Genomic DNA, 19,626 nt, shown 5'->3' with positions numbered 1-19,626 from the left:
GTGGGCGGATGAGCAGGAGTTGGGGACCTCAGGCGCGCTCCACCCTCAGGCGCGCGGGCAGGCCATTGAGCTGGACCTCCTCCTCCTGCCCCGTGAGGCCCTCCGGACCCACATGGATGGAGGTGGCCAGCGTCTCCCGGGCAATCAGCTCCCGGCCCTCTTCCGTGACGCGCTTCACCCGCGCGTCACCATCCACCCAGAGGCGGATGCGGTCCGTGTAGCCCAGCTCCATGTCCTTGCGAGCACCCTGCACCCGCGCCAGCAGCTCGCGCACGAGGCCCTCGTCGACGAGCGCCTCCGTCAGCTCGGTGTGCAGAACCACCACACCGGCGCCCGTGCCCGCCGCCGCGAAGCCCGGGTTGGCCTCCACCAGCGTCTCCAAATCATCTCCGGAGAACACCAGCGTCTCGCCCGCGAGCTGGAGGACCACCTGGCCCGTCTGGAGCAGCTCCCGGTGCAGCGCGCGGCCGTCACCGGTGTCGAACGCCTTGCGCACCGGCGCGAGCTTGGGGCCGAGCCGGCCTCCCACCGCGCGCAGGTTGGGGCGCACGCGGAAGCGCACCACGTCCGCGTCCGGGCTGCCCGGCTCCACGAAGCGCACCTCGTGGACGTTCAGCTCCTCGGCGAGCAGGTCCTTGTACACGGCCAGCCGGTCCGTCATCTCCTTGCGTGCGAGGATGATGTCCGCGCGGGCCAGGGGCTGGCGCACCTTGAGCTTGTTGTCCGTGCGCACCTTGAGTCCGGGGGACACCAGCTCGCGCAGGGCGGCCATGTCCACCGCCAGCTCCTCGTCGATGAGGCTCGCGTCCGCGCGCGGGAAGGAGGCCAGGTGCACGCTCTCCGGCTGCGTCTGGGGCCAGGCCTTGCGCACCAGGTTGCCCCACATCTCGTCGGAGAAGAACGGGACGAAGGGCGCGGCCAGGGCGGTGATGGTGGTGAGCGCCTCGTAGAGGGTGAAGTACGCGTCGCGCTTGTCCTGCTCGAAGCCGGGCTTCCAGAAGCGCTCACGGCTGCGGCGCAGGTACCAGTTGGACAGCGCGTCCACCAGCGCGACCATGCGCTGGGCCGCGTCGTACACCTGATAGGTGTCCAGCGCCTTCTCCACGTGGCGCAGCGCGAGCTGCACCTCGGACAGAATCCAGCGGTCCAGCATCGGCCGGGCCTTCACCTCGCGCCAGCCCTGGCTCTTGCGCACGGCCTCCCAGGGGGCCTCGCTCGCGTCCGGGTTGCCCTGCGCGGGATTGAAGCCGTCGATGTTCGCGTAGATGGTGAAGAACGAGTAGACGTTGCGCAGCTTGACCTGGAAGTCCTTCTGCAACAGCCGCACGTTCGCCAGCGAGTGGCGCGTGTTGGACCAGGTGGGGCTCGCCGCGTAGAAGAACCAGCGGAACGCATCCGCGCCGGGAGCCTTGGCGGCGGGGTCCTTCACCGTCACGCGCTCGGACGGCGCCAGCCGAGGCACCTCCACCGGCATGACGCCCGCGCCCTTCGCGGACGGCGCCACGCCGAGCGTCTGGAGCTCCGCGGGCGAAAGCAACACCACGCGGCGCTTGAGCTTCTTGTGCGCCTTCACCGTCGCGGTGACAAAGACCTCCGGCCGGTCCGGACGGAACAGCTGCACCCTGGCGCCTTCCTGCAGGTCCAGGCCCTCCAAATCCTCACGCGCGATGAGCGCCACGCCCGCCTCGGCCGGCGCGCCCGCCTCCGTGGCGGACAGCACGGCGAAGTCCATGCGCACTTCGTCGAGGATGATTTCGGGCGGCGTGTAGTTGCCCTTGGACTTGGACTCCTTGCGGCCCTCCTTGTCGGAGACGTGGCCCAGCACGATGCAGCTCTTGTACGGGTGCGGCCACTCGCGCTGGGGCGTCAATCCCAGACGGGCCTGCGTCTCCTCGTCGAAGACGAGCGTGCTCACCATGAGCAGCGAGTAGAACCAGCCACGCGTCTGGTCGATGGCCTCGGAGATGAAGTCCGCGGGGAAGGCGCGGTTGAACTTCTCATGCGAGCCGGGGGCGTGTGGGAAGCCCCACTGCGCGAAGGGCATGCAGCCGGAGTCGAACCACACGTCGACGACTTCGGGCACGCGGTTGAAGCGTCCCGGGGAGCCCGGCTTCTCGTACGTCACCTTGTCAATCCACGGCTTGTGGACGATGAGGTGCTTCGCGTTGGATTCGTGGGGCTTGCCCTTGAGGAACGCCGCCAGCTCCGCCTCCACGGCCGCCAGGTTGCTGCCGGGCTTGTCACGCAGGGCCTGGAGTGAAGGCACGGCCTCCACCTCGCCCGTCTCCGAGTGAATCCACAGTGGCAGCGCGGTGCCCCAGTAGCGCTCGCGCGACAGGGCCCAGTCCACGTTGTTGGCCAGGAAGTCGCCGAAGCGGCCTTCCTTGATGTGCTCGGGCACCCAGTTGACGGCCCGGTTGTTTTCGATGGCGCGGTCCTTCACCGCGGTGGTGCGGATGTACCAGGCGGGGCGCGCGTACTGGATGAGCGGGTCGTCATCCGCGCGCCAGCAGAAGGGGTACTCGTGCTTGTACTGCTCGGTGACGAGCAGGAGTCCGCGCTCCTTGAGGTTGCGCTGGATGTCCTTGTCCGCGTCCTTCACGAAGCGGCCGGCGACGAGCGGGACTTCCTCGGAGAAGGTGCCGTCCGGCTTGACGGCGCAGAACAGCTCCATCGCCTCCGGCTGGACGAAGCGCGTGCGGTCCTTGCGGTAGGCGTCGTAGTCGTCCTCGCCGAACGCGGGGGCGATGTGGACGATGCCGGTGCCCGTGTTGAGCGTGACGAAGTCCGCGCCCAGCACGCGCCAGGCGCGGGTGTCGTCGCCGCCGTCGCGCAGCTTCAGCCGCGTGTCGCCTTCGCGCGCGAAGTACGTGTCGAAGGGCGGCAGGTAGCGCTGGCCCACCAGGGTGCTGCCCTTCTGGGTGGAGAGGACGGGCAGGTCCTTCTTGAGCTTCTTGGCCAGCTCCTCGCGCAGCGCGGCGGCGATGATGAGCTTGCGGTCACCGGCGTCCACGGTGACGTAGTCCACGCCGGGGTTGACGGCCGCGTACATATTGGACGGCAGCGTCCACGGGGTGGTCGTCCACACGAGCAGCGAGGTGTCGGGCGCATCGCGCAGGGGGAAGGTGACGTAGACGCTCGGGTCGTCCACCGTCTTGTAGCCCAGGCCCACTTCGGCGGAGCTGAGCGCGGTGCCGCCCTGGGGCCACCACCACACGACCTTGTGGCCCTGGTAGAGCAGGCCCTTCTTGTGCAGTTCGGCGAGCGCCCACCACACGCTCTCCACGAAGCCGCGGTGGTAGGTGACGTAGGCCTCGTTGAGGTCCACCCAGAAGCCGATGCGCTCGGTGAGACGCTCCCACTCGCCGGTGTAGCGAAAGACGGATTCGATGCAGCGCTCGGTGAAGGGCTCGACGCCGTAGCGTTCGATTTCCGCCTTGCCGTGGATGCGCAGCTCCTTCTCCACTTCGACTTCCACGGGCAGGCCGTGGGTGTCCCAGCCGGCCTTGCGGGGGACGTAGTGGCCGCGCATGGTCTGGTAGCGGGGGAACAGGTCCTTGATGACGCGGGTGAGGACGTGTCCGTTGTGGGGCAGGCCGTTGGCGGTGGGCGGGCCCTCGTAGAAGACGAAGCTCTTGGCGCCTTCGCGTGCCTGGAGCGAGCGCTCGAAGATGCGGCGGTCCTTCCAGAAGGCGAGGATGCGGCGCTCCTCGGCCGGGAAGTCCATCTCCGCGGGCACGGTGTCGAACAGGGGGGCGGGCGCTGACTCAGGCATGGTGCGGTGCTTGATAGCACCGCGAGCCTGGGAGGGAAGAGCCCCGAAGGGGCGGGTGCTCACTCTCAGGGGAAGCAGGGCCCCAGGGCGCCCTTCGAGGTCCACCGGGCGGGGAGCCTGGCTGTCAGGACGCGTCCCACCTCACGGCCTCTCTTGACGGGTCTTTCCCTCCCAGTGATTCAGAAATGTCGTTCGTGGAAGTCCAGGGACTTCGCACTCGGCGGCTCAGCGTGCGGCGGAGCGTGGAGCGCGGACGAAGAGGCGCCGCGCGGTGCGCAGCAGCAGGTCCTTGTAGCGCGGCTGCGCATATCCACGCTCCAGGGTCAGGTGCTCCCAGTTCCGCACCGACAGCAGCGTCCAGAGCAAATCAGTGGCCTCGTCCGGTGTGTAGTCGGGTGAAAGGGTGCCATCGGCGCGGAGCGCCTCGATGGCGGCGGCGCAACCTTCGCGCATGTCCTCCATCCGTTTGCGCCAGGCCTCGGCGGCCTCTTCGTCGGTGTCGCTCATGGCCATCAGCGCCTTGGCCACGCCTCGTATCTCCGGGATGTAGTCGGCCCAGGCTCCGACATAGGCGTCCAGGCGCTCGACACCGCTGCGGGCCGTGCGACTGGGGACAAGGCGTGCGCGCACGTCCTTCAACTCGTCCAGATAGAGCGTGGTGGCAATCAACAGGGCCGCCCGCGTGCCGAAGTGCAGATAGACGGCCTGCCGGCTGAGCCCGGCCCTCCGCGCGATGTCGCTCATCCGCACCGTCTGACCCCGGCCGGTCTCCAGCAGGTGCAGCGCCGCCGCGAGGATGCGGGTTCGCGTCTCGGGTGATTCACTTGACATGATGTAAAGTCGCGAATAATCAATGCCGAGTCAATTGACACGGTGTCAAGCGAGGACGGCAATGCAAAGCAGATGGACGAAGACGGTGCTCCTGGTCGCGGGCGTCATCGGCAGCCTGATTGGCGCGCCCCTGCTGTTCATCCCCAAGGTCTTCCATGGCTGGAGCGGCATCGACCTCGGCGGCCAGGTCAGCCTGTTGAGCGAGGTGCGCGCGCCGGGCGGGGCATTGCTGGCCTGCGGACTGGTCATCATGGCCGGCGCGGTCTGGACTCGACTGACCTTCACCTCGCTGGTGGTGTCGACGACGCTCTACCTGTCCTATGGCGTGTCGCGAATCCTGAGCCTGGTCCTGGATGGCGAGCCCGCGCCCGAGCTGGTCGCGGCGATGGTCGCCGAACTGGTGATCGGCGCCATCTGCGCGGCGCTGCTGCTCTCGGCTCCGTCGACGGCCTCATCCGAGCCGAGAGATGGGCGCTTCAGGCGAAGCGCTGGTCGAGCTTCGTGAGCTGGCTCGTGAAGCCTTCCGTCTGCATCTTCGTGAACTCCTCGCTGTGCATCGCGTCCGTGGTGACGACCATCCGGACGCGGTCGCCGTTCGGGAAGAAGCCCACGGCAATCCTGCTCTCGTAGGTCGCGACTCCCGGAATGAAGTCGATGACGTTCGTGATGACGAGCCGCGAGTGGGGCACCACCTCGGTGAAGCTGGAGCGGGTCGCGTGCGAAGTCGGCTGGCCCGCCGCCTTCATCGCCGCAATCATCTCCGGCGAGTCGGCGATCATCTCGTACCGAAGCGTCCCTCCAGCACGAGCGTCGAGCTCCTGGACCTCGGCGCGGAAGCCCTGCGGCCCCCACCACGACTCAAAGCCCTCCTTCGTGGTCCAGAGCTCCCAGAGGTCCTGGATGCTCGCCCGGTACGTGCGCTCGATGACGACCTTCGCGTGACCGCGTGACGTGTTCTCGTGGCTCATTCCCGCGTACCTCTTTCCTTGACTCGACGAGTCTGTTGTTTCTTCTTCTCCAGCGCGGCTTCGAAGCGTTCGAGTCGCGCCTCCCACAATTGCCGGTACTGGGTCAGCCACCCGTCGAGCTCGCGGAAGGGCTCTGGCCGCAAGGCGTAGAGGCGACGCTGCCCATCCGGTCGCATCGAGACGAAGCCCGACTCGGAGAGGATGCGCAGATGCCGCGAGACACCGGACTGGTGGATTCCGGCCTTCTCGACGACATCACTGACCTGCTGCTCGCCCTCGCGAAGGGTCTGGATGATGAGCCGACGCGTCGGGTCGGCGAGCACCTGGAAGACGTCGGTCTGCATGTTCGTGCATATACACATCAGTGCATATATTCGTCAAGGTCATGAGGCGTGCGCCCGGTCCGGTGGGCGGGGCCTCGCCTCGATGCTCTTGGAGGGGACGGGCTCTCCCGGCGTCACGTCGTGGGAGTGAGCACTCCTTCCTCGTGCCATGACAGACCACGCACCAGAGCAGCGCGTGACGGAGGAGGTCAGCGCTCCAGTCCCCGGCTTCTTGCGCCGCAAGCTCCAGGACCACGAGAAGCGGATGCAGCGCTGGGAGTCTCCGCGACACATCCTCGACGGCCCCGCTCCCGGGCCGGGGGACATCCTGCTCAACGGCAATGACTACCTCTGCCTGGCAAGGCACCCCAGTCTCGCGCAGGCCGCCGTGGACGCCGTCGGGCGGGAAGGTCTGGGAGTGATGATGTCGAGCGTGTTCCAGCGGGGCGCGCATTCTCGACACACGTTGGAGCGGCGGCTCGCCGCGCTGCTTCGCGCGGAGTCAGGCATCCTGTGTCAGTCCGGTTACTGTGCGAACGTGGGCCTGCTGGAGTGTCTGGCGGACGAGCAGGTGCCTGTCTACATCGACCGGATGGCGCACATGTCTCTCTGGAGGGGAATCCAGAGCGCGGGGGCCACCGCCATTCCCTTCCGTCACAACGACGTCGACGACCTGCGAAGGCGCCTGGCTCGCACCGGCCCTGGTGTCGTCGCGGTGGACTCGGTCTACAGCACGAACGGTTCTGTCTGCCCGCTCGCGGACGTGGCGGAGCTCTCCTCGCGGTGCGGGTGCGTGCTGCTGGTGGACGAGTCCCACTCGCTGGGCACGCACGGGCCCCGCGGCGCGGGGATGGTGGTGGGGCAGGGGCTGCTGGAGCACGTCCACTTCCGGACCGCGAGCCTGTCCAAGGCCTTCGTCGGACGGGCCGGCTTCGTCGCCTGCATGCGCGGCTTCGAGCGCTACTTCGAGATGAAGTCAGGCCCGGCCATCTTCAGCTCCGCCGTGCTGCCCCACGACATCGCGGCGCTGTTGGCGGCGCTGGACCTCATCCGCGACGCGGACGCACGTCGTCAACGGCTGCATGTGAATGCCGCGTATCTCCGAGGGCACCTGGAGGCGCTGGGCTATGACCTGGATGGCGGCGCGGCCCAGATTCTCGCGCTGCAATCCGGTCTGGAGGCTCAAACCCTGCGCCTCAAGGACGCGCTGGAGGCGCGAGGCATCTTCGGCTCCGTGTTCTGCGACCCCGCGACGCCGGTGAAGCACTCGCTCGTGCGCCTCTCCGTCCACAGCGAGCTGTCGCGGGACGACCTGGACCACGTCGTCGACGCCTGCCGGGAAATCCGTGACGAGGTGGGCCTGTCGAGCTGGGCCTCCACTCGTCGCCACGAGGCACGGCACCCAGCGGCTGAGAACGCCTCGCCGATGTTCAGATAGAAGCGTGGCTCCGAGCCGTGGAACCGCTCTTCCGCGAGCGCCGTCGAGTCCGCCTGCGCTACTGTCGCGGCCAGGGTCGGTCATGGACTCAATCTCCGGCGTCACCTCCGGGGCCCGGAGTCCCACTGCTTCAAGGGTTGGGCGCGAATGGGAACCAAGGAGCAGGACGCCCGGGAGCGCATCCTCCGAGCGACCATCATCTGCCTCGAACGGGATGGCCTGGACGCCACGGGCATCCGGGAGATTGCCCGCGAGGCGCAGGTGAACAGCGCGGCCATCAGCTACTACTTCCGCAGCAAGGAGAGGCTGATTGCCCAGGCGCTCGAGGCCACGCTGGAGCAGGCCTTCGGGCACGTGCTCGCTGACTTCGACCGGCTGCGCGCCGAGGGCCTGGGCATCCGCGAGGCGTTCGAGACGCTGCTGGAGGACGTCATCGGCAACGTGGGGCGCTACCCGCGCATCGCGCATGCGCACCTGAATGACGCGCTCGTGCACCAGCGCTACGACGGCGCGGCCATCCGGGAGCTCAACGCGTTCCTGGAGGCGCTGTCGGGCAAGCTCGCGCCGGATACAAAGCACCTGACGGAGGACCGACGCCGGCTGGCCCTCGCGCAAATCTGGTCCTCCGTGTCGCTGCTGTCGATGATGCCGCGCGTGTTCGACCAGCTCATCCTCCTGGACTTCAGGACGCTGGAGACGCGACGCGCGTGGGTGAAGCAGTCCTCGCGCCTGCTCTTCGCCGCCTGAGCCAGGACCGCGCCCGAGGTCGCGGAGCGTCGACTCCAAGTGCGGTGGATGACTCCTCATCCATCTGGAGGCGTCCGACTGGAAGTCCTGAGGACTGTTCATCCGTGGGCTGTCCTGCGCCGAGTGGGAAGGGATGTTCCGGCCGGCCCGACAGTTCCCGAAAGTAGCGATGTCCCTCGTCACGACTCGCGGGCTCGATTGAGCGGTGCTCCCCGGGGGGAGTGTCTGTCATTCGTGACTCGCGGGAGGACCGCATGCGTCTTGTGTCGAAGTGGCTAGCCTGTCTCGTGCTGTGTAGCAGCGCGCTGGCATGGGCACTCCAGCCCTCACAGCCTGGCTCGTTGGCGAGCCAGGCGTTCTTCAAGCCCGAGCTGTACCTGCCTGTCTCCAATGTCTCGCTGGAGGAGGCGCGCTCGAAGCTGAAGGGCGCGGGGCCGGGCGTCTGGGAGGACTTCTTCGCGCGCAACGGGCGGGACTTCCACGTGTACCTGGACCCGCTCACGGGTTCGCCCACCGCCATCCAGGGCGCCATTCCGCTCATCCCTGGGACGGGCGTGGGCAACACGGTCAGCCTGTCCACGCTGCGGGAGCAGCTCGGCCGCTCCACGGAGGAGGTGGACGCCGCCGTCGTCGCGGACGTCCTCTTCAAGTTCCTCCAGGACAACCAGGCCGCGCTGGGCGTGGACCTGTCGCAGTTGGGTGCGCCCCTCGTCACGCGAGTGACCGACGTGCTCTGGCACGTGCGGGTGCCTCAGGAGGTGGACGGCATCCCCGTCCGGCATGGCCAGCTCGTGGCGACCATCAACCACGGCAACCTCGTGCTCCTGGGCACGGAGGCGTGGAGCAACGTCACCGCGTCCGCGCGGCCCACGCTGAGCCCCGAGCAGGCGCTGACGGCGGGTGGAGAGCGCTTCGGCCTCCTGGAGACGCCGGGCGCGTTGTGGCAGGCGCCCACGCTGGAGTTCGCCCCGATGGCGCGCGCGGACGCCGGCTTCGGCGAGGGCTACCGTCACCAGCTCGTGTGGACGTATGGCTTCCAGAACCCCGGGGAAGGGGAGCGCTGGAGGGTGACGGTGGACGCGCACTCCGGCGAGGTGCTTGCCCTGGAGGATGACAACCACTACCTGGACGCCACCATCAAGGGCGGCATCTACCCGCTGAGCAACACGGAGATCTGCCCGTCCAACACGACGTGCGGGACGATGCAGGTCGACTCGCCCATGCCCTGGGCGAATACGGGGCTGGCCGCGCCCGACAACTTCACGGACGGCGCCGGCGTCTTCAATTATGGCTCAGGCAACGTCACCACGACGCTGGCCGGCAAGTACGTGCGAGTCAGTGACGCCTGCGGCTCGCCGAGCACCAGTTCGTCCACTGGCAACATCCAACTGGGCGGCACCAACGGTCAGCATGACTGCGCCACGGGCGGCGGCGGCGCGGGCAACACGCCGGCCTCGCGCTCGGCCTTCTACGAGCTGAATCGCATCGCCGAGCTGGCGCGCGGCTGGCTGCCAGGAAACACGTGGCTGAAAGGACAGCTCACCGCCAACGTCAACATCAACAGCACGTGCAACGCCTTCTGGAACGGCTCCACCGTCAACTTCTACCGCAGCGGCGGCGGGTGCCGGAACACGGGCGAAATCGCCGCCGTGTTCGACCACGAGTGGGGCCACGGCATGGATGACTTCGACTCGGGCGGCGCGCTCTCCAACTCCAGCGAGGCCTACGCGGACATCGCGTCCATCTACCGGCTCCAGGCCTCGTGCGTGGGTTATGGCTTCTTCGCGACCACGGACCTGGGCTGCGGCAGGACGCCGGACGGCACGGGCTTCAACCAGAACGAGGCGCAGGCGGGCGGGACGTGGTGCAACGCGCGTTGCTCCGGCGTGCGCGACGCGGACTACCTGGCGCACGTCAACCAGACGCCTGCCACGCCGCGGAACTTCGTGTGCTCGCGCTGCTCCTCCGGCTCCGGCCCCTGCGGTCGGCAGGTGCACTGCGCCGCCGCGCCGGTGCGTCAGGCCGCTTGGGATCTGGTCGCCCGCGACTTGCAAGCGCCGCCGTTCAACTACGACTCCAACACGGCGTTCATCATCGGCAACAAGGTCTTCTACCAGGGCAGCGGCAACGTGGGCTCGTGGCACGCCTGCAACTGCTCGGCGGGGACCTCCGACGGCTGCGGCGCGAGCCATGGCTACATGCAGTGGCTGGCCGCGGATGACGACAACGGCAACCTGAATGACGGCACGCCGCACATGACGGCCATCCACGCGGCCTTCAACCGCCACGGCATCGCCTGCTCCACGCCCGCGCCCACCAACTCCGGCTGCGTGGCGGGGCCGAAGACGGCGCCCACCGCGACGGCCAGCCCCAGCGATGGCCAGGTGGCGCTGAGCTGGAGCACGGTGCCTGCCGCCAGCGAGTACTGGGTGATGAAGACGGAGGGCTACGCCGGCTGTGACTTCGGCAAGGTGCGCGTCGCCACCGTCACCGGCACCACGTACACGGACGCCGAGGTCGCCAACGGGCGCCAGTATTGCTACTCCGTCGTCCCCGCCAGCTCCACCGCCTGCTACGGCCCCGCCGCCGCGTGTGTCTGCGCGACGGCCGGCGGCCCTTGTACGCCTCCGGGCACCGCCACGCTCTCCACGCCCGCGGATGGCGCGGCGAATGTCGCGCTGGCCCCCGTGCTCGACTGGACGGACGTGTCGGGCGCCACCGCCTATGAGGTGCAGGTGGCCACGGACGCGGGGTTCGGCACCGTGGTGCGCTCGGCCACGGCGCTCACCAGCAGCACGTGGACGGTGTCCCCCTCGCTGACGGCCAGCACACCGTACTTCTGGCGCGTGCGCGCGGTGAGCGGCTGCGGCACCAGCGCGTACAGCACCGCCTTCCGCTTCACCACGGCGGACACCACCTGTCAGCACGCGGCGGCTCCCACGCTGTCCACTCCGGCGAATGGGGCGACGAATGTCGCGCTGGCCCCGGCGCTCGACTGGAGCGACGTCACGGGCGCCACCGCGTACGAGGTGCAGGTGGCCACGGACGCGGGCTTCTCCAACGTGGTGCGGTCGGCCAACGCGCTCCCCGGCAGTGCGTGGACGGTGTCCTCCGCGCTGACGGCCAACACCCGGTACTCCTGGCGGGCCCGCGCGGTGGATGCCTGCGGCGCCGGCAACTACAGCACCGGCTTCGACTTCACCACGCAGACGGGCGGTGGCACCTGTACGTCCCCGGCACTGGCCACGTATGACGCGACGCTGCGCACCCCCGTCTGCGGCAATGGCTGCGGCTGTGACACCGGCACGCTGGTCAACAGCCGGGGCAGCCAGTTCCTGGCGGCGGAGCCCCACACGCCCAACACGCTCGAAGGGTGCCCGGACGGCCCCTTCGGCTTCTACCACTTTGACGAGAGCATCGACCGCGTCGTCCTCAAGAGCGTGGACGGGGGACCCATCACCCCGGGCAAGCAGGTCAAGGTGGACGTGACGGTGTGGTGCTACGACGCCACGGACCGGCTGAACCTGTACTACGCCCCCACCGTGTCCGGCCTCCCCACGTGGACGTCGCTCGCCTCCGGCCTGACGTGCACGGGCCGCGGCGCGCGAACGTTCAGCCACACCTTCACGGTGGGCGGCACCGCGGGTCGGCACGCCCTCCGGGCGCAGTTCGTGGAAGCCTCCAGCCCCGCGTCGAGCTGCACCTTCGGCCTCTATGACGACAACGACGACGTCGTCTTCGGCGTGGCGGCGGCCGTCGCGTCCAGCCCGGCCAGGCCCCAGCCCACCCAGGGACGCACGCGCGCCGCGCGCTAATCCCTACCGTCCAGGCCGCCAGCCCTGTCGCGCCGCACGCGTCAGGGCTGGCGGTGTCGTCCTTTACTACCCAGCCCTCCCGGGTCATGCCCTCCAGGGCGAAGTCGCCGACCCATGCCGTCAGGCCATGGCGAGCTGCGTCAGGGTTTGCACGGTGGGAGGGTACAGCAGTTGTGTTCATTTAAAAGCAAGACGGTATGCGGGGTCTGGCTGGTTCGTTCCCAGGTCCAGGTAGAATTTCACTTTGCAGGCAATTCAAGCCTGCTGACCAGGAGCGCGCATGCAACAGCTTCCAGCCCCGGCGTTCATCTTCAATCTCAGCACCGGATACTTCGCCCCCCGGTGCCTGCACCTCATCGCGCAGTTGGGGGTGGCGGATGTCCTGGGCAATACACCCATGAGCAGCGAGGAGCTGGCGCGGGCCACGGGAGCGCATGCCGACTCGCTGCACCGGATGATGCGGCTCTTGGCGGCGCATGGCGTGTTCGAGCGGCGTGGGGGCGGCTGGGCCCACAACGACTACTCGGAGCACCTGAAGAGTGGTCACCCGCAGTCGCTGAAGTCGCTGGTGATGATGTTCGGGGACGACATCAACTGGCGTTCGGCCGGGGCGCTGGGCGTGTCCGCGCGGACGGGCCAGACGGCTTGCGATTCCGTGACGCCAGGGGGGCTCTGGCCGTACCTGCAGGCCCATCCGGAGGATGCGCGCGTCTTCGACGCGGCGATGACAGGCAAGTCGCACATGGCCATCAACGCGGTGCTCCAGGCGATGGAGTTCCACCGCTACGAGCACATCGCCGACATCGCCGGAGGTCGGGGCCACATCCTGTCGGCGGTGCTCGACGCCACGCCTCGCTCCCAGGGCACGCTGTTCGACCAGCCGCATGTCGTGGAGAACTCCCTTCAGCATCCGCGCATGAAGAAGCAGGGAGGAGACTTCTTCGTGGGGCCGCTGCCTCGCGCCGACGCGTACATCCTCAGCAACATCGTCCACGACTGGGCGGACCCGCAGGCCATCTCCATCCTCCGGCAGATTCGCCAGGTGGCCCCGGCCCACGCGGAGCTGCTCGTGCTGGAGATGATGCTGCCCGAGGGCCCGGAGCTGCACCCCGCACTGGTGATGGACCTGGTCATGCTGTCCCTCGCCGGCGGACGCGAGCGCACGCAAGTGCAGTACGACGCCCTGTTCGCCGAGGGCGGCTTCAAGCTGGACCGCATCATCCCCACCCACAGCCCGTACTCCATCCTGGTGGGCAAGGTGGCCTGAGGCCAAGTCCGCTATTTCGTTGAATATGCCACTGTGTGACAAGAGACGACCCGAGGCTCCGCGCACGAGTCGCGCGGAGCCCTCGCGAAAATCACGCTAGGCTTCAAGGCTCCTTCCCTTCGGGAGCCGCACCATGATTCGGAGTCTCTCCGTCCTGTGCCTCATCGCTTGTTTCGCCTCGGCGTGCTCGGGTGACTCACCCGAGGGCGCGGGTCCCGACGAAAGCCAGACGGACGCGGGCGGCGACGGCGGGACGGGGCCCACGGACGGTGGCGCCCTGGCCGCGTGCGAGCCCTTCGGCCGCTTCGGCGCGCCCGGCAACACGCTCACGCTGCCCGGGCCCAGCGCGAACGGGGAGATGTACATCCCGGATGTGCAGGCGCGCTTCCCGTCCACGAACTGGAGCACGTTGGACAGGCTCTACATCCCCGCGGGGAGATACACGCTCATCAACCTGGGCAACCTGCCCAACCGCCCCGCGAGCCGCCCGCTGGTCATCACCAACACGGGGGGCCAGGTGGTCATCCGGCCCAACCCGGGCAGCACCCAGGGCTACATCTGGTCCATGGGCGGGGGCTCCAACTGGGTGCTTACCGGCCGGTATGACGCGGACTCGGGCACCGGCCACGCGGACTTCCCGGGCCACCGCTGCGGCGCGTATGCGACGTCGCGAGAGCGCTACGGCATCCTCAGTGACGACATCTTCCTGAATGGCGGCCACATGGGGCTGGGCATCGGTGGCGCGCACAGCTTCGAGCTGGAGTACCTGGAAATCACCCGCGCGGGCTTCGCGGGCCTGCGCATCACCCGCTCCCCCAACGGCGACGGCACGGTGTCGCCCATCAACGACATCAAGCTGCACGACCTCTACATCCACGACACCGCCAGCGAGGCCATCTACTTCGGCTCCACGCAGGGCGCGCCGACTCCGCTGGGCTCCAACCTGAAGGTCTACAACAACCGGCTGGTGCGCACGGGCACCGAGTCCCTCCAGATTCAGAACCTGGGCGACGGCACGGAGGTGCACCACAACGTCTTCGCGTATGGCGCCATCGACTGGCGAGCGGCCTTCTCCATGTACCAGGACAACAACTCCCAGGCGCAGGTGCGCGGCGGCACCATCCGCTTCCACCACAACGTCTTCCTCGGCGGCGCGGGTGCGCTGCTCAACTTCTTCGCGCAGGCGGAGGCCGGGGACCTTCCGCTCAACGTCGAGTTCACCGACAACTACTTCGCCGACACGTTGTCCCTGGGCATCTGGTTCGGCGGCACTTCGGGCGCGGGGGCGAAGTTCAACTGGGAGCGCAACGCCTTCCGGGGGCTCGACTTCGGCTACCAGAGCGTCTATCCGACGGCCACGGACCCGGGCGTCGTGCTCAGCAAGGCGGGGACGATTACCTCGCCCATCACCCTGAAGGAGAACCGGTGGGAGGGCGGCCGCAGGCTCATCTCCGGCCTGACGGGCGGCGGCGGCACGGTGGGCTCGGTGACGGCCACCGGCAACGTGAATGGCGCCGTCACCGCGCTCACGTTCGTCAACACGGGCCTGCCCGCCGGCACCGCGACGCGCCAGTTGGAGCGCTGGACGGCCAAGGCGACCCTGGCGCCCAACTCACCGGACATGACGTACGCGGCGGGGGCGCTGGTGATGCACGACGGGCAGCTCTACCGGGCGAAGGCGCAGAACACCAACAAGCCCCCTCCGGCCAACACCGCGCAGTGGGAACACCTGCCCCTGCCCGTGGATGACCTGCGCACCGCGCCCGGCACCGAGTGGGCTCAGCGCGGCGTGGGCCTCCTCGACGTCGCGCCGTAGCGTGCCTTGAACCACCCGGGCGGAATCACGCACCTCCGCTCGGGTGGTTGTCATGGAAGTTTTCAGCAATGGCTGACACGCGGTGTTGAGCCGTCTGTTTTTCTCAGCCTGTCTCTCCCTTCTTTTCCCATTTCCTGAGATAGCGGGCTCAAAGGCGAGCATCCTCGCCGAGCAGCTCATCAGGAGATTTGGATGACATTGAAGGTATTCAGTCAGGGTGTTTCATGCTGGGTTGTATCCGTCTCATTGCTGGCGCTGGGAGGCTGCGGGCCGCTGGAGTCCGAGTCCCCGGAGAGCGGCTCGGCGGTGGTGGGCGAGGCCCGGCAGTCGGTGTCCACGGTGAGCCACCGGGCGAGCACGACGGCGTGGGTCAAGGGCGCCGCGTCTTTGACCCTCAACAAGCCGGCGGGCACCGTCGCGGGTGACGTGTTGCTGGCGCGCCTGAGCAATCGCAACAACGTGGCGGCGGTGGCGACGCCACCCGCGGGCTGGACGTTCCTGCGCTCGGACCAGAGCGCGTCCCAAATCAAGACGTGGGTCTTCTACAAGGTCGCCGGGACTTCGGAGCCGGCGAGCTATGCGTTCACCTTCGACGCGTCCTACTACCTCGCCGGCAGCATCTCCGCGTTCTCCGGCGCGAATCCCACCCACCCCATCGACGCGCACAGCGGCCAGAAGAACGGCAACCTGGCCACCATGGACAGCCCGGCCATCACCACGACTTCGGCCAACGGGCTGGCGGTGTGGTTCGGCACGCAGCTGTGGGCGGGAGCCACGTGCCCCACCAATCCGCTGACGCCTCCCACGGGGTTCACCGAGGCCTTCGAGGCGTGCTTGCAGTCGTCGGACCGGGGCATCCTCTTCGACATGGCGTGGAAGGAGCTGGGGGCGGCGGGCGCGCAGCCCGCGTTCAACGGCGTGTCGACGCTGCCCAACACCAACACCGCGCAGGCGGTGGCGCTCCGGGCCGCGGACGCGCCCACGTGCACCGTGGGTGACACCTTCGCTCCGGCGTGGACGCTGATGGGCAACGTGTCGGCGCCGCTCATCGTCGAGCCCTCGGGCCTGGCCGCCAGCCGCGTCACCCCGGGCGCCATCTACGTCCACAACGAGGACGTCAACGACATCGTCGCCATCAGCACCACCAACGCGGCGACGCTGGGCTCGTTCAAGGTGGCCGGCGTGACGCCGCAGGACTGGGAGGACGTGGCCACCGGGCCGTGCCCCACCGGCTCCTGCATCTACATGGGAGACATTGGCCGCTCGAGCGCGAGCCTGCCGATTCCCCCGAACACGTTCTTCGTCTACCGCATCCCCGAGCCCAACATCGGCGCGGGCCAGACGAGCGGGGATTTGACGTCGGAGAAGTTCCCCTTCGTGTACCCGGATGGCGGCAAGGACGCCGAGGCCATCATGGTGCACCCGGCCACCGCCGACATCTACGTCATCACCAAGTCCGGCACGGGGTTGAGCAAGGTCTACAAGATGCCCAATCCGCTGCCGGCGCCGGGCGTCCAGTCCACGCTCATCTTCGTGTCCAACCTCCAGTTGCCCGTGGTGCCCGACCAGCCGAACTGGTCCTACACCACGTCCGCGAGCATCCACCCGTGCTCCAACCGCTTCATCCTGCGCACGTACAAGGCTGTCTACGAGTTCCGCGCGGCGCCAGGGGCGGCCTTCGAGACGGCCTTCGCCGCGGCGCCCGTCACCCTGACGGACACGGTGGAAGGACAGGGCGAGGCGATTGAGTACGACCCGAGCGGCGCGAGCTATTACACGATGAGCGAGAGCCCCTCGCCCTTCAAGCTCAAGCGCGTCCTGCGTCAGTAGGCGTTGAAGCCAGGTGTCCCCGGAGCGGGCTTCGTCCGGGGACACCTGGAGGTGTCATTGCCTACCAGTCCGTGCCGCCACAGCCCTGGCCGGCGCCGTCGCAGCGAATCCAGCCCGGGCTGCCGGGGGAGTCCGACTGGTAGTTGCACTCCCAGCTCCCGTTGCAGCGCAGCACCGAGCCGTTGTCGCAGACGAGCTCCAGGAAGCAGGGACCGTCATAGTCCGCGACCTCCGGCTCCGGCGCCGTGGAGCGCGCCAGGGCCACGGGGGGAATCACCACGCCCAGACTCACCGCCGCACTCAGGGAGATTGCGAGCCACAGCTTCATGATGACCAGCCTTTCGTGATGGGAGACGCAAAGACTAACACGGAGAGATGACACGTCGGAGGCCCGCTTCGTCGTGTGACAGCCGACGACATCAGGGCGTCTGGCGCACCTGGCTCACGAGCCAGGTCTGTGCGTCGGGCCGGCTCCAGAACTCATCCCAGCCGCTGTGCGCGCTTCCAGGCATCACCGTGACTTGGAGCTCGCCGGTGTAGCCGGGGCACGCCTGGACCTGCATCACCAGGCCGTTGGTGGGGTTGGTCCACCGCCAGGCGTTGAACACCCCGTCGCCCGAGTTGCCCGCGGCCCAGAGGGGGAAGTCCTCCAGGAGGCAGATGGGGTTGGGGCTGGGCGTGGTGTAGGCCAGCGGCATGCCGCCCGCGTAGGTGCTCCGGTACTTCACGAACTGGTCATTCACCGCCGCGCCGCCCCAGGACAGGCCCGTCATCGTCACGCGGTCCGGGTCGATGTTGTAGAGGCTGATGGCCTGCTGCACCAGGGTGTGGGTGAGGTCCACGTGCCAGTAGCTGTCATACGGCGCGCCGATGTTGGGGGCGTGGGGCGCGATGACGACGGCGGGGTAGGAGTTGACCAGGGGCTTGCCGGGGATGAGCTGGCGGATGAAGCCCTCCGGGTTGCCGAGCACCTGGGTGTGGTCCGCGCTGAGGGTGCTGCCGCCCCGGCCGTGCAGCGAGACGACCAGGGGATACTTCTTCCCTGGAAGCGCGCCGTACTCAATCGGGAGGAAGACGGCGGTGTCGTAGCGGCCGCCGCGAGGCCAGACGTGAATCTTGCCCGCGCGCGGGTCCACCGGCGCGGTGCTCGGATGCGCCGTGACGCTCACGGTGTCCGACGCGGTGGCGCCGTTGTTGTCGGTGACGGTGAGGCGGAAGATGTACGTGCCCGCCGTCAGGCCGCTGACGCTCAAGGTCCGCGTCGTCGCTCCCGTCAGCGTGGCCGGCGTGGGGCCGAAGGCCTGCTGCCAGAGGATGCTGGTGATGGTGCCGTCCGGGTCACTCGCCGTGCCCGTGAGCTGGATTGAGTGGGTGGGCAGGACGACGGCATTGTCGTGGCCCGCGAACGCGGTGGGCGGCTGGTTGGCGAGGCTGACACCCCGCACCTCCAGCTCTCGCACCCGGCACAGGCCGTCGGTCGACGCGCGCTTGCACTGCAGGCGCACGTAGCGCGTCTGCACGGGCTGGGCGAGCGTCAGCGTCCAGGTGGGAAGGGTGTTGTTGGTGATGGAGGTGCCGGCAATGGTCTGGAAGCTGTCCGTGGCGGCGAGCCGATGCTGGATGTCGAAGTCGAGCATCTGCTGTCCCACGGAGGTGTCGCGACCGGAGTGCAGCGTGAGGCTGTCGATGCGATGGACCTCCTGCAGGTCCACCTCCAGCCACTCGGGAGTCGTCGCTCCGGGCGCCGCGGCGGAGGCCCACCGGTCATCGCCGGTGAGGATGCCGTTGAACGCCTTCGCGTGTCCATACTGTGTGGGATAGCCGTTGGCGTGCACCGAGGACGCCGAGGATGCCTTTCCGAGCGCGACGTTCGTCACCTGCGCCCAGGCAGGCAGGGCCAGCAAGGACAGCACCGCGGCGAGGAGGGGGCGGGAGTTCCAATGCATGGGAGTCCTTTCGAGGAGGGGCTCCCAGGATTGGATGGGTTGAACATGGTGTTAAGGGAAATCTTCAATCCCTTGTTTTTGCAAGGGATTGGCGTGCTACTTTGTTGCAAATGTACTCACGGAGCATAAGCCCTCGCGGGCTCAGGCGTTGAAGCCGCCGTCCACATCCAGGGTGGCGCCGGTGACGAAGGAGGCGCCGGGGCTGGCGAGGAAGGCGACGGCGGCGGCAATCTCCTCGGGCTGTCCGTAGCGGCCGAGCGCGGTGCCCGCCATCCGCACCGGGGCGCTGGCGCCCGTGGCCAGGTTCATGTCGGTGTCGATGGGGCCGGGCTGGATGAGGTTGACGGTGATGCCACGCGGGCCCAGGTCGCGAGCCCAGCCCCGGGTGTACGCGGCGATGGCGGCCTTGGTGGCGGCGTAGTCACCCAGTCCCGCGAAGGGCGCGTGGCTGGCGACGCCGGAGCCGATGGAGATGCTGCGTCCGCCTTCACGCAGGAGCGGCACCGCGGAGCGGACGGCGGCGACGACGCCGTGGACGTTGACGGAGAACTGGCGGTCGAGCGCCTCGATATCCGTGGACGGGTCTCCGACGACGCCGGTGTGGAAGATGCCCGCGTTGTTGACGAGCACGTCCAGGCGGCCGAAGCGCCGGGCGACCTCGTTGACCAGGGCCTCCACCTGTTGAGGGTCGGCCTTCAGGGCCTCGGCGCGGACTCCGCGCGCCTTCAGCTCCTCGACGAGGGCCAGGGCCTTCGCTTCGGAGGAGGCGTAGCTGATGGCGAGGGAGGCGCCTTCATCCGCCAGGGCCCGGGCGATGGCCGCGCCCAGACCGCGTGAGCCGCCGGTGATGAGGGCCACCCTGCCTTCGAG

Annotated in this window: 14 protein-coding genes; 7 read left to right on the top strand and 7 right to left on the bottom strand. The window is 68.4% G+C overall.

Annotated elements, in window-relative coordinates; all coding sequences use genetic code 11:
• Positions 1-28 precede the first annotated feature (28 nt).
• On the bottom strand, positions 29-3,775 hold the full coding sequence (ileS, locus tag G4D83_RS34475; RefSeq protein ID WP_163869132.1) for an isoleucine--tRNA ligase: 3,747 nt from the start codon (positions 3,773-3,775) through the stop codon (positions 29-31).
• 225 nt (positions 3,776-4,000) lie between these two features.
• Positions 4,001-4,606: a TetR/AcrR family transcriptional regulator gene (locus tag G4D83_RS34470; protein ID WP_163869131.1), complete on the bottom strand. Its 606-nt coding sequence runs from the start codon at positions 4,604-4,606 to the stop codon at positions 4,001-4,003.
• Positions 4,607-4,667: 61 nt separating this feature from the next.
• Between G4D83_RS34470 and G4D83_RS34465 the strand changes: the two genes are divergently transcribed.
• On the top strand, positions 4,668-5,111 hold the full coding sequence (locus tag G4D83_RS34465; protein WP_163869130.1) for a DUF4345 domain-containing protein: 444 nt from the start codon (positions 4,668-4,670) through the stop codon (positions 5,109-5,111).
• Here G4D83_RS34465 and G4D83_RS34460 read toward each other — a convergent pair.
• The gene (locus G4D83_RS34460) at positions 5,083-5,574 is read right to left on the bottom strand and encodes an SRPBCC family protein (protein ID WP_163869129.1); all 492 of its coding nucleotides are present in this window, start codon (positions 5,572-5,574) and stop codon (positions 5,083-5,085) included. The two genes, G4D83_RS34465 and G4D83_RS34460, sit on opposite strands and share 29 nt — an antisense overlap.
• Complete coding sequence (locus G4D83_RS34455) at positions 5,571-5,936, bottom strand: ArsR/SmtB family transcription factor (protein WP_163869128.1); 366 nt, start codon at positions 5,934-5,936, stop codon at positions 5,571-5,573. Before G4D83_RS34455 ends, G4D83_RS34460 begins: the two co-directional genes overlap by 4 nt.
• 157 nt (positions 5,937-6,093) lie before the next feature.
• Here G4D83_RS34455 and cqsA point away from each other — a divergent pair, with 157 nt between their 5' ends.
• The 6 genes from cqsA to G4D83_RS34425 all read left to right on the top strand — a co-directional run bounded on the left by cqsA (position 6,094) and on the right by G4D83_RS34425 (position 16,810).
• Positions 6,094-7,335 (top strand): alpha-hydroxyketone-type quorum-sensing autoinducer synthase, encoded by a 1,242-nt coding sequence (cqsA, locus tag G4D83_RS34450; protein ID WP_205522790.1) that lies wholly within the window; start codon positions 6,094-6,096, stop codon positions 7,333-7,335.
• A 147-nt stretch (positions 7,336-7,482) separates the two neighbouring features.
• Positions 7,483-8,082 carry a TetR/AcrR family transcriptional regulator gene (locus tag G4D83_RS34445; protein ID WP_163869126.1) on the top strand — a complete coding sequence of 200 codons (600 nt, stop codon included), beginning with the start codon at positions 7,483-7,485 and terminating at the stop codon, positions 8,080-8,082.
• Between the two features lie 254 nt (positions 8,083-8,336).
• Positions 8,337-11,897 carry a PepSY domain-containing protein gene (locus tag G4D83_RS34440; RefSeq protein ID WP_163869125.1) on the top strand — a complete coding sequence of 1,187 codons (3,561 nt, stop codon included), beginning with the start codon at positions 8,337-8,339 and terminating at the stop codon, positions 11,895-11,897.
• A 280-nt stretch (positions 11,898-12,177) separates the two neighbouring features.
• Positions 12,178-13,164, top strand: coding sequence for a methyltransferase (locus tag G4D83_RS34435; protein WP_163869124.1), 987 nt, complete (start codon positions 12,178-12,180; stop codon positions 13,162-13,164).
• A gap of 133 nt (positions 13,165-13,297) precedes the next feature.
• Positions 13,298-14,980 carry a carbohydrate-binding protein gene (locus G4D83_RS34430; protein ID WP_163869123.1) on the top strand — a complete coding sequence of 561 codons (1,683 nt, stop codon included), beginning with the start codon at positions 13,298-13,300 and terminating at the stop codon, positions 14,978-14,980.
• Between the two features lie 192 nt (positions 14,981-15,172).
• Positions 15,173-16,810, top strand: a complete 1,638-nt coding sequence (locus G4D83_RS34425) for a cell wall anchor protein (protein ID WP_240356944.1) — start codon at positions 15,173-15,175, stop codon at positions 16,808-16,810.
• A 61-nt stretch (positions 16,811-16,871) separates the two neighbouring features.
• Here G4D83_RS34425 and G4D83_RS34420 read toward each other — a convergent pair whose 3' ends face one another.
• The 3 genes from G4D83_RS34420 to G4D83_RS34410 form a co-directional block, all read right to left on the bottom strand.
• Positions 16,872-17,138, bottom strand: a complete 267-nt coding sequence (locus G4D83_RS34420; RefSeq protein ID WP_163869122.1) for a hypothetical protein — start codon at positions 17,136-17,138, stop codon at positions 16,872-16,874.
• 91 nt (positions 17,139-17,229) lie between these two features.
• Positions 17,230-18,756, bottom strand: a complete 1,527-nt coding sequence (locus G4D83_RS34415) for a PKD domain-containing protein (RefSeq protein WP_163869121.1) — start codon at positions 18,754-18,756, stop codon at positions 17,230-17,232.
• 141 nt (positions 18,757-18,897) lie between these two features.
• Positions 18,898-19,614: an SDR family NAD(P)-dependent oxidoreductase gene (locus tag G4D83_RS34410; protein ID WP_240356942.1), complete on the bottom strand. Its 717-nt coding sequence runs from the start codon at positions 19,612-19,614 to the stop codon at positions 18,898-18,900.
• Positions 19,615-19,626 lie beyond the last annotated feature (12 nt).

The sequence above is a fragment of the Myxococcus eversor genome (genome assembly GCF_010894455.1).
GTDB lineage: Bacteria > Myxococcota > Myxococcia > Myxococcales > Myxococcaceae > Myxococcus > Myxococcus eversor.
The sequence above is the reverse complement of the archived record's forward strand: the minus strand, read 5'-3'. Positions and strand labels throughout refer to the sequence as shown.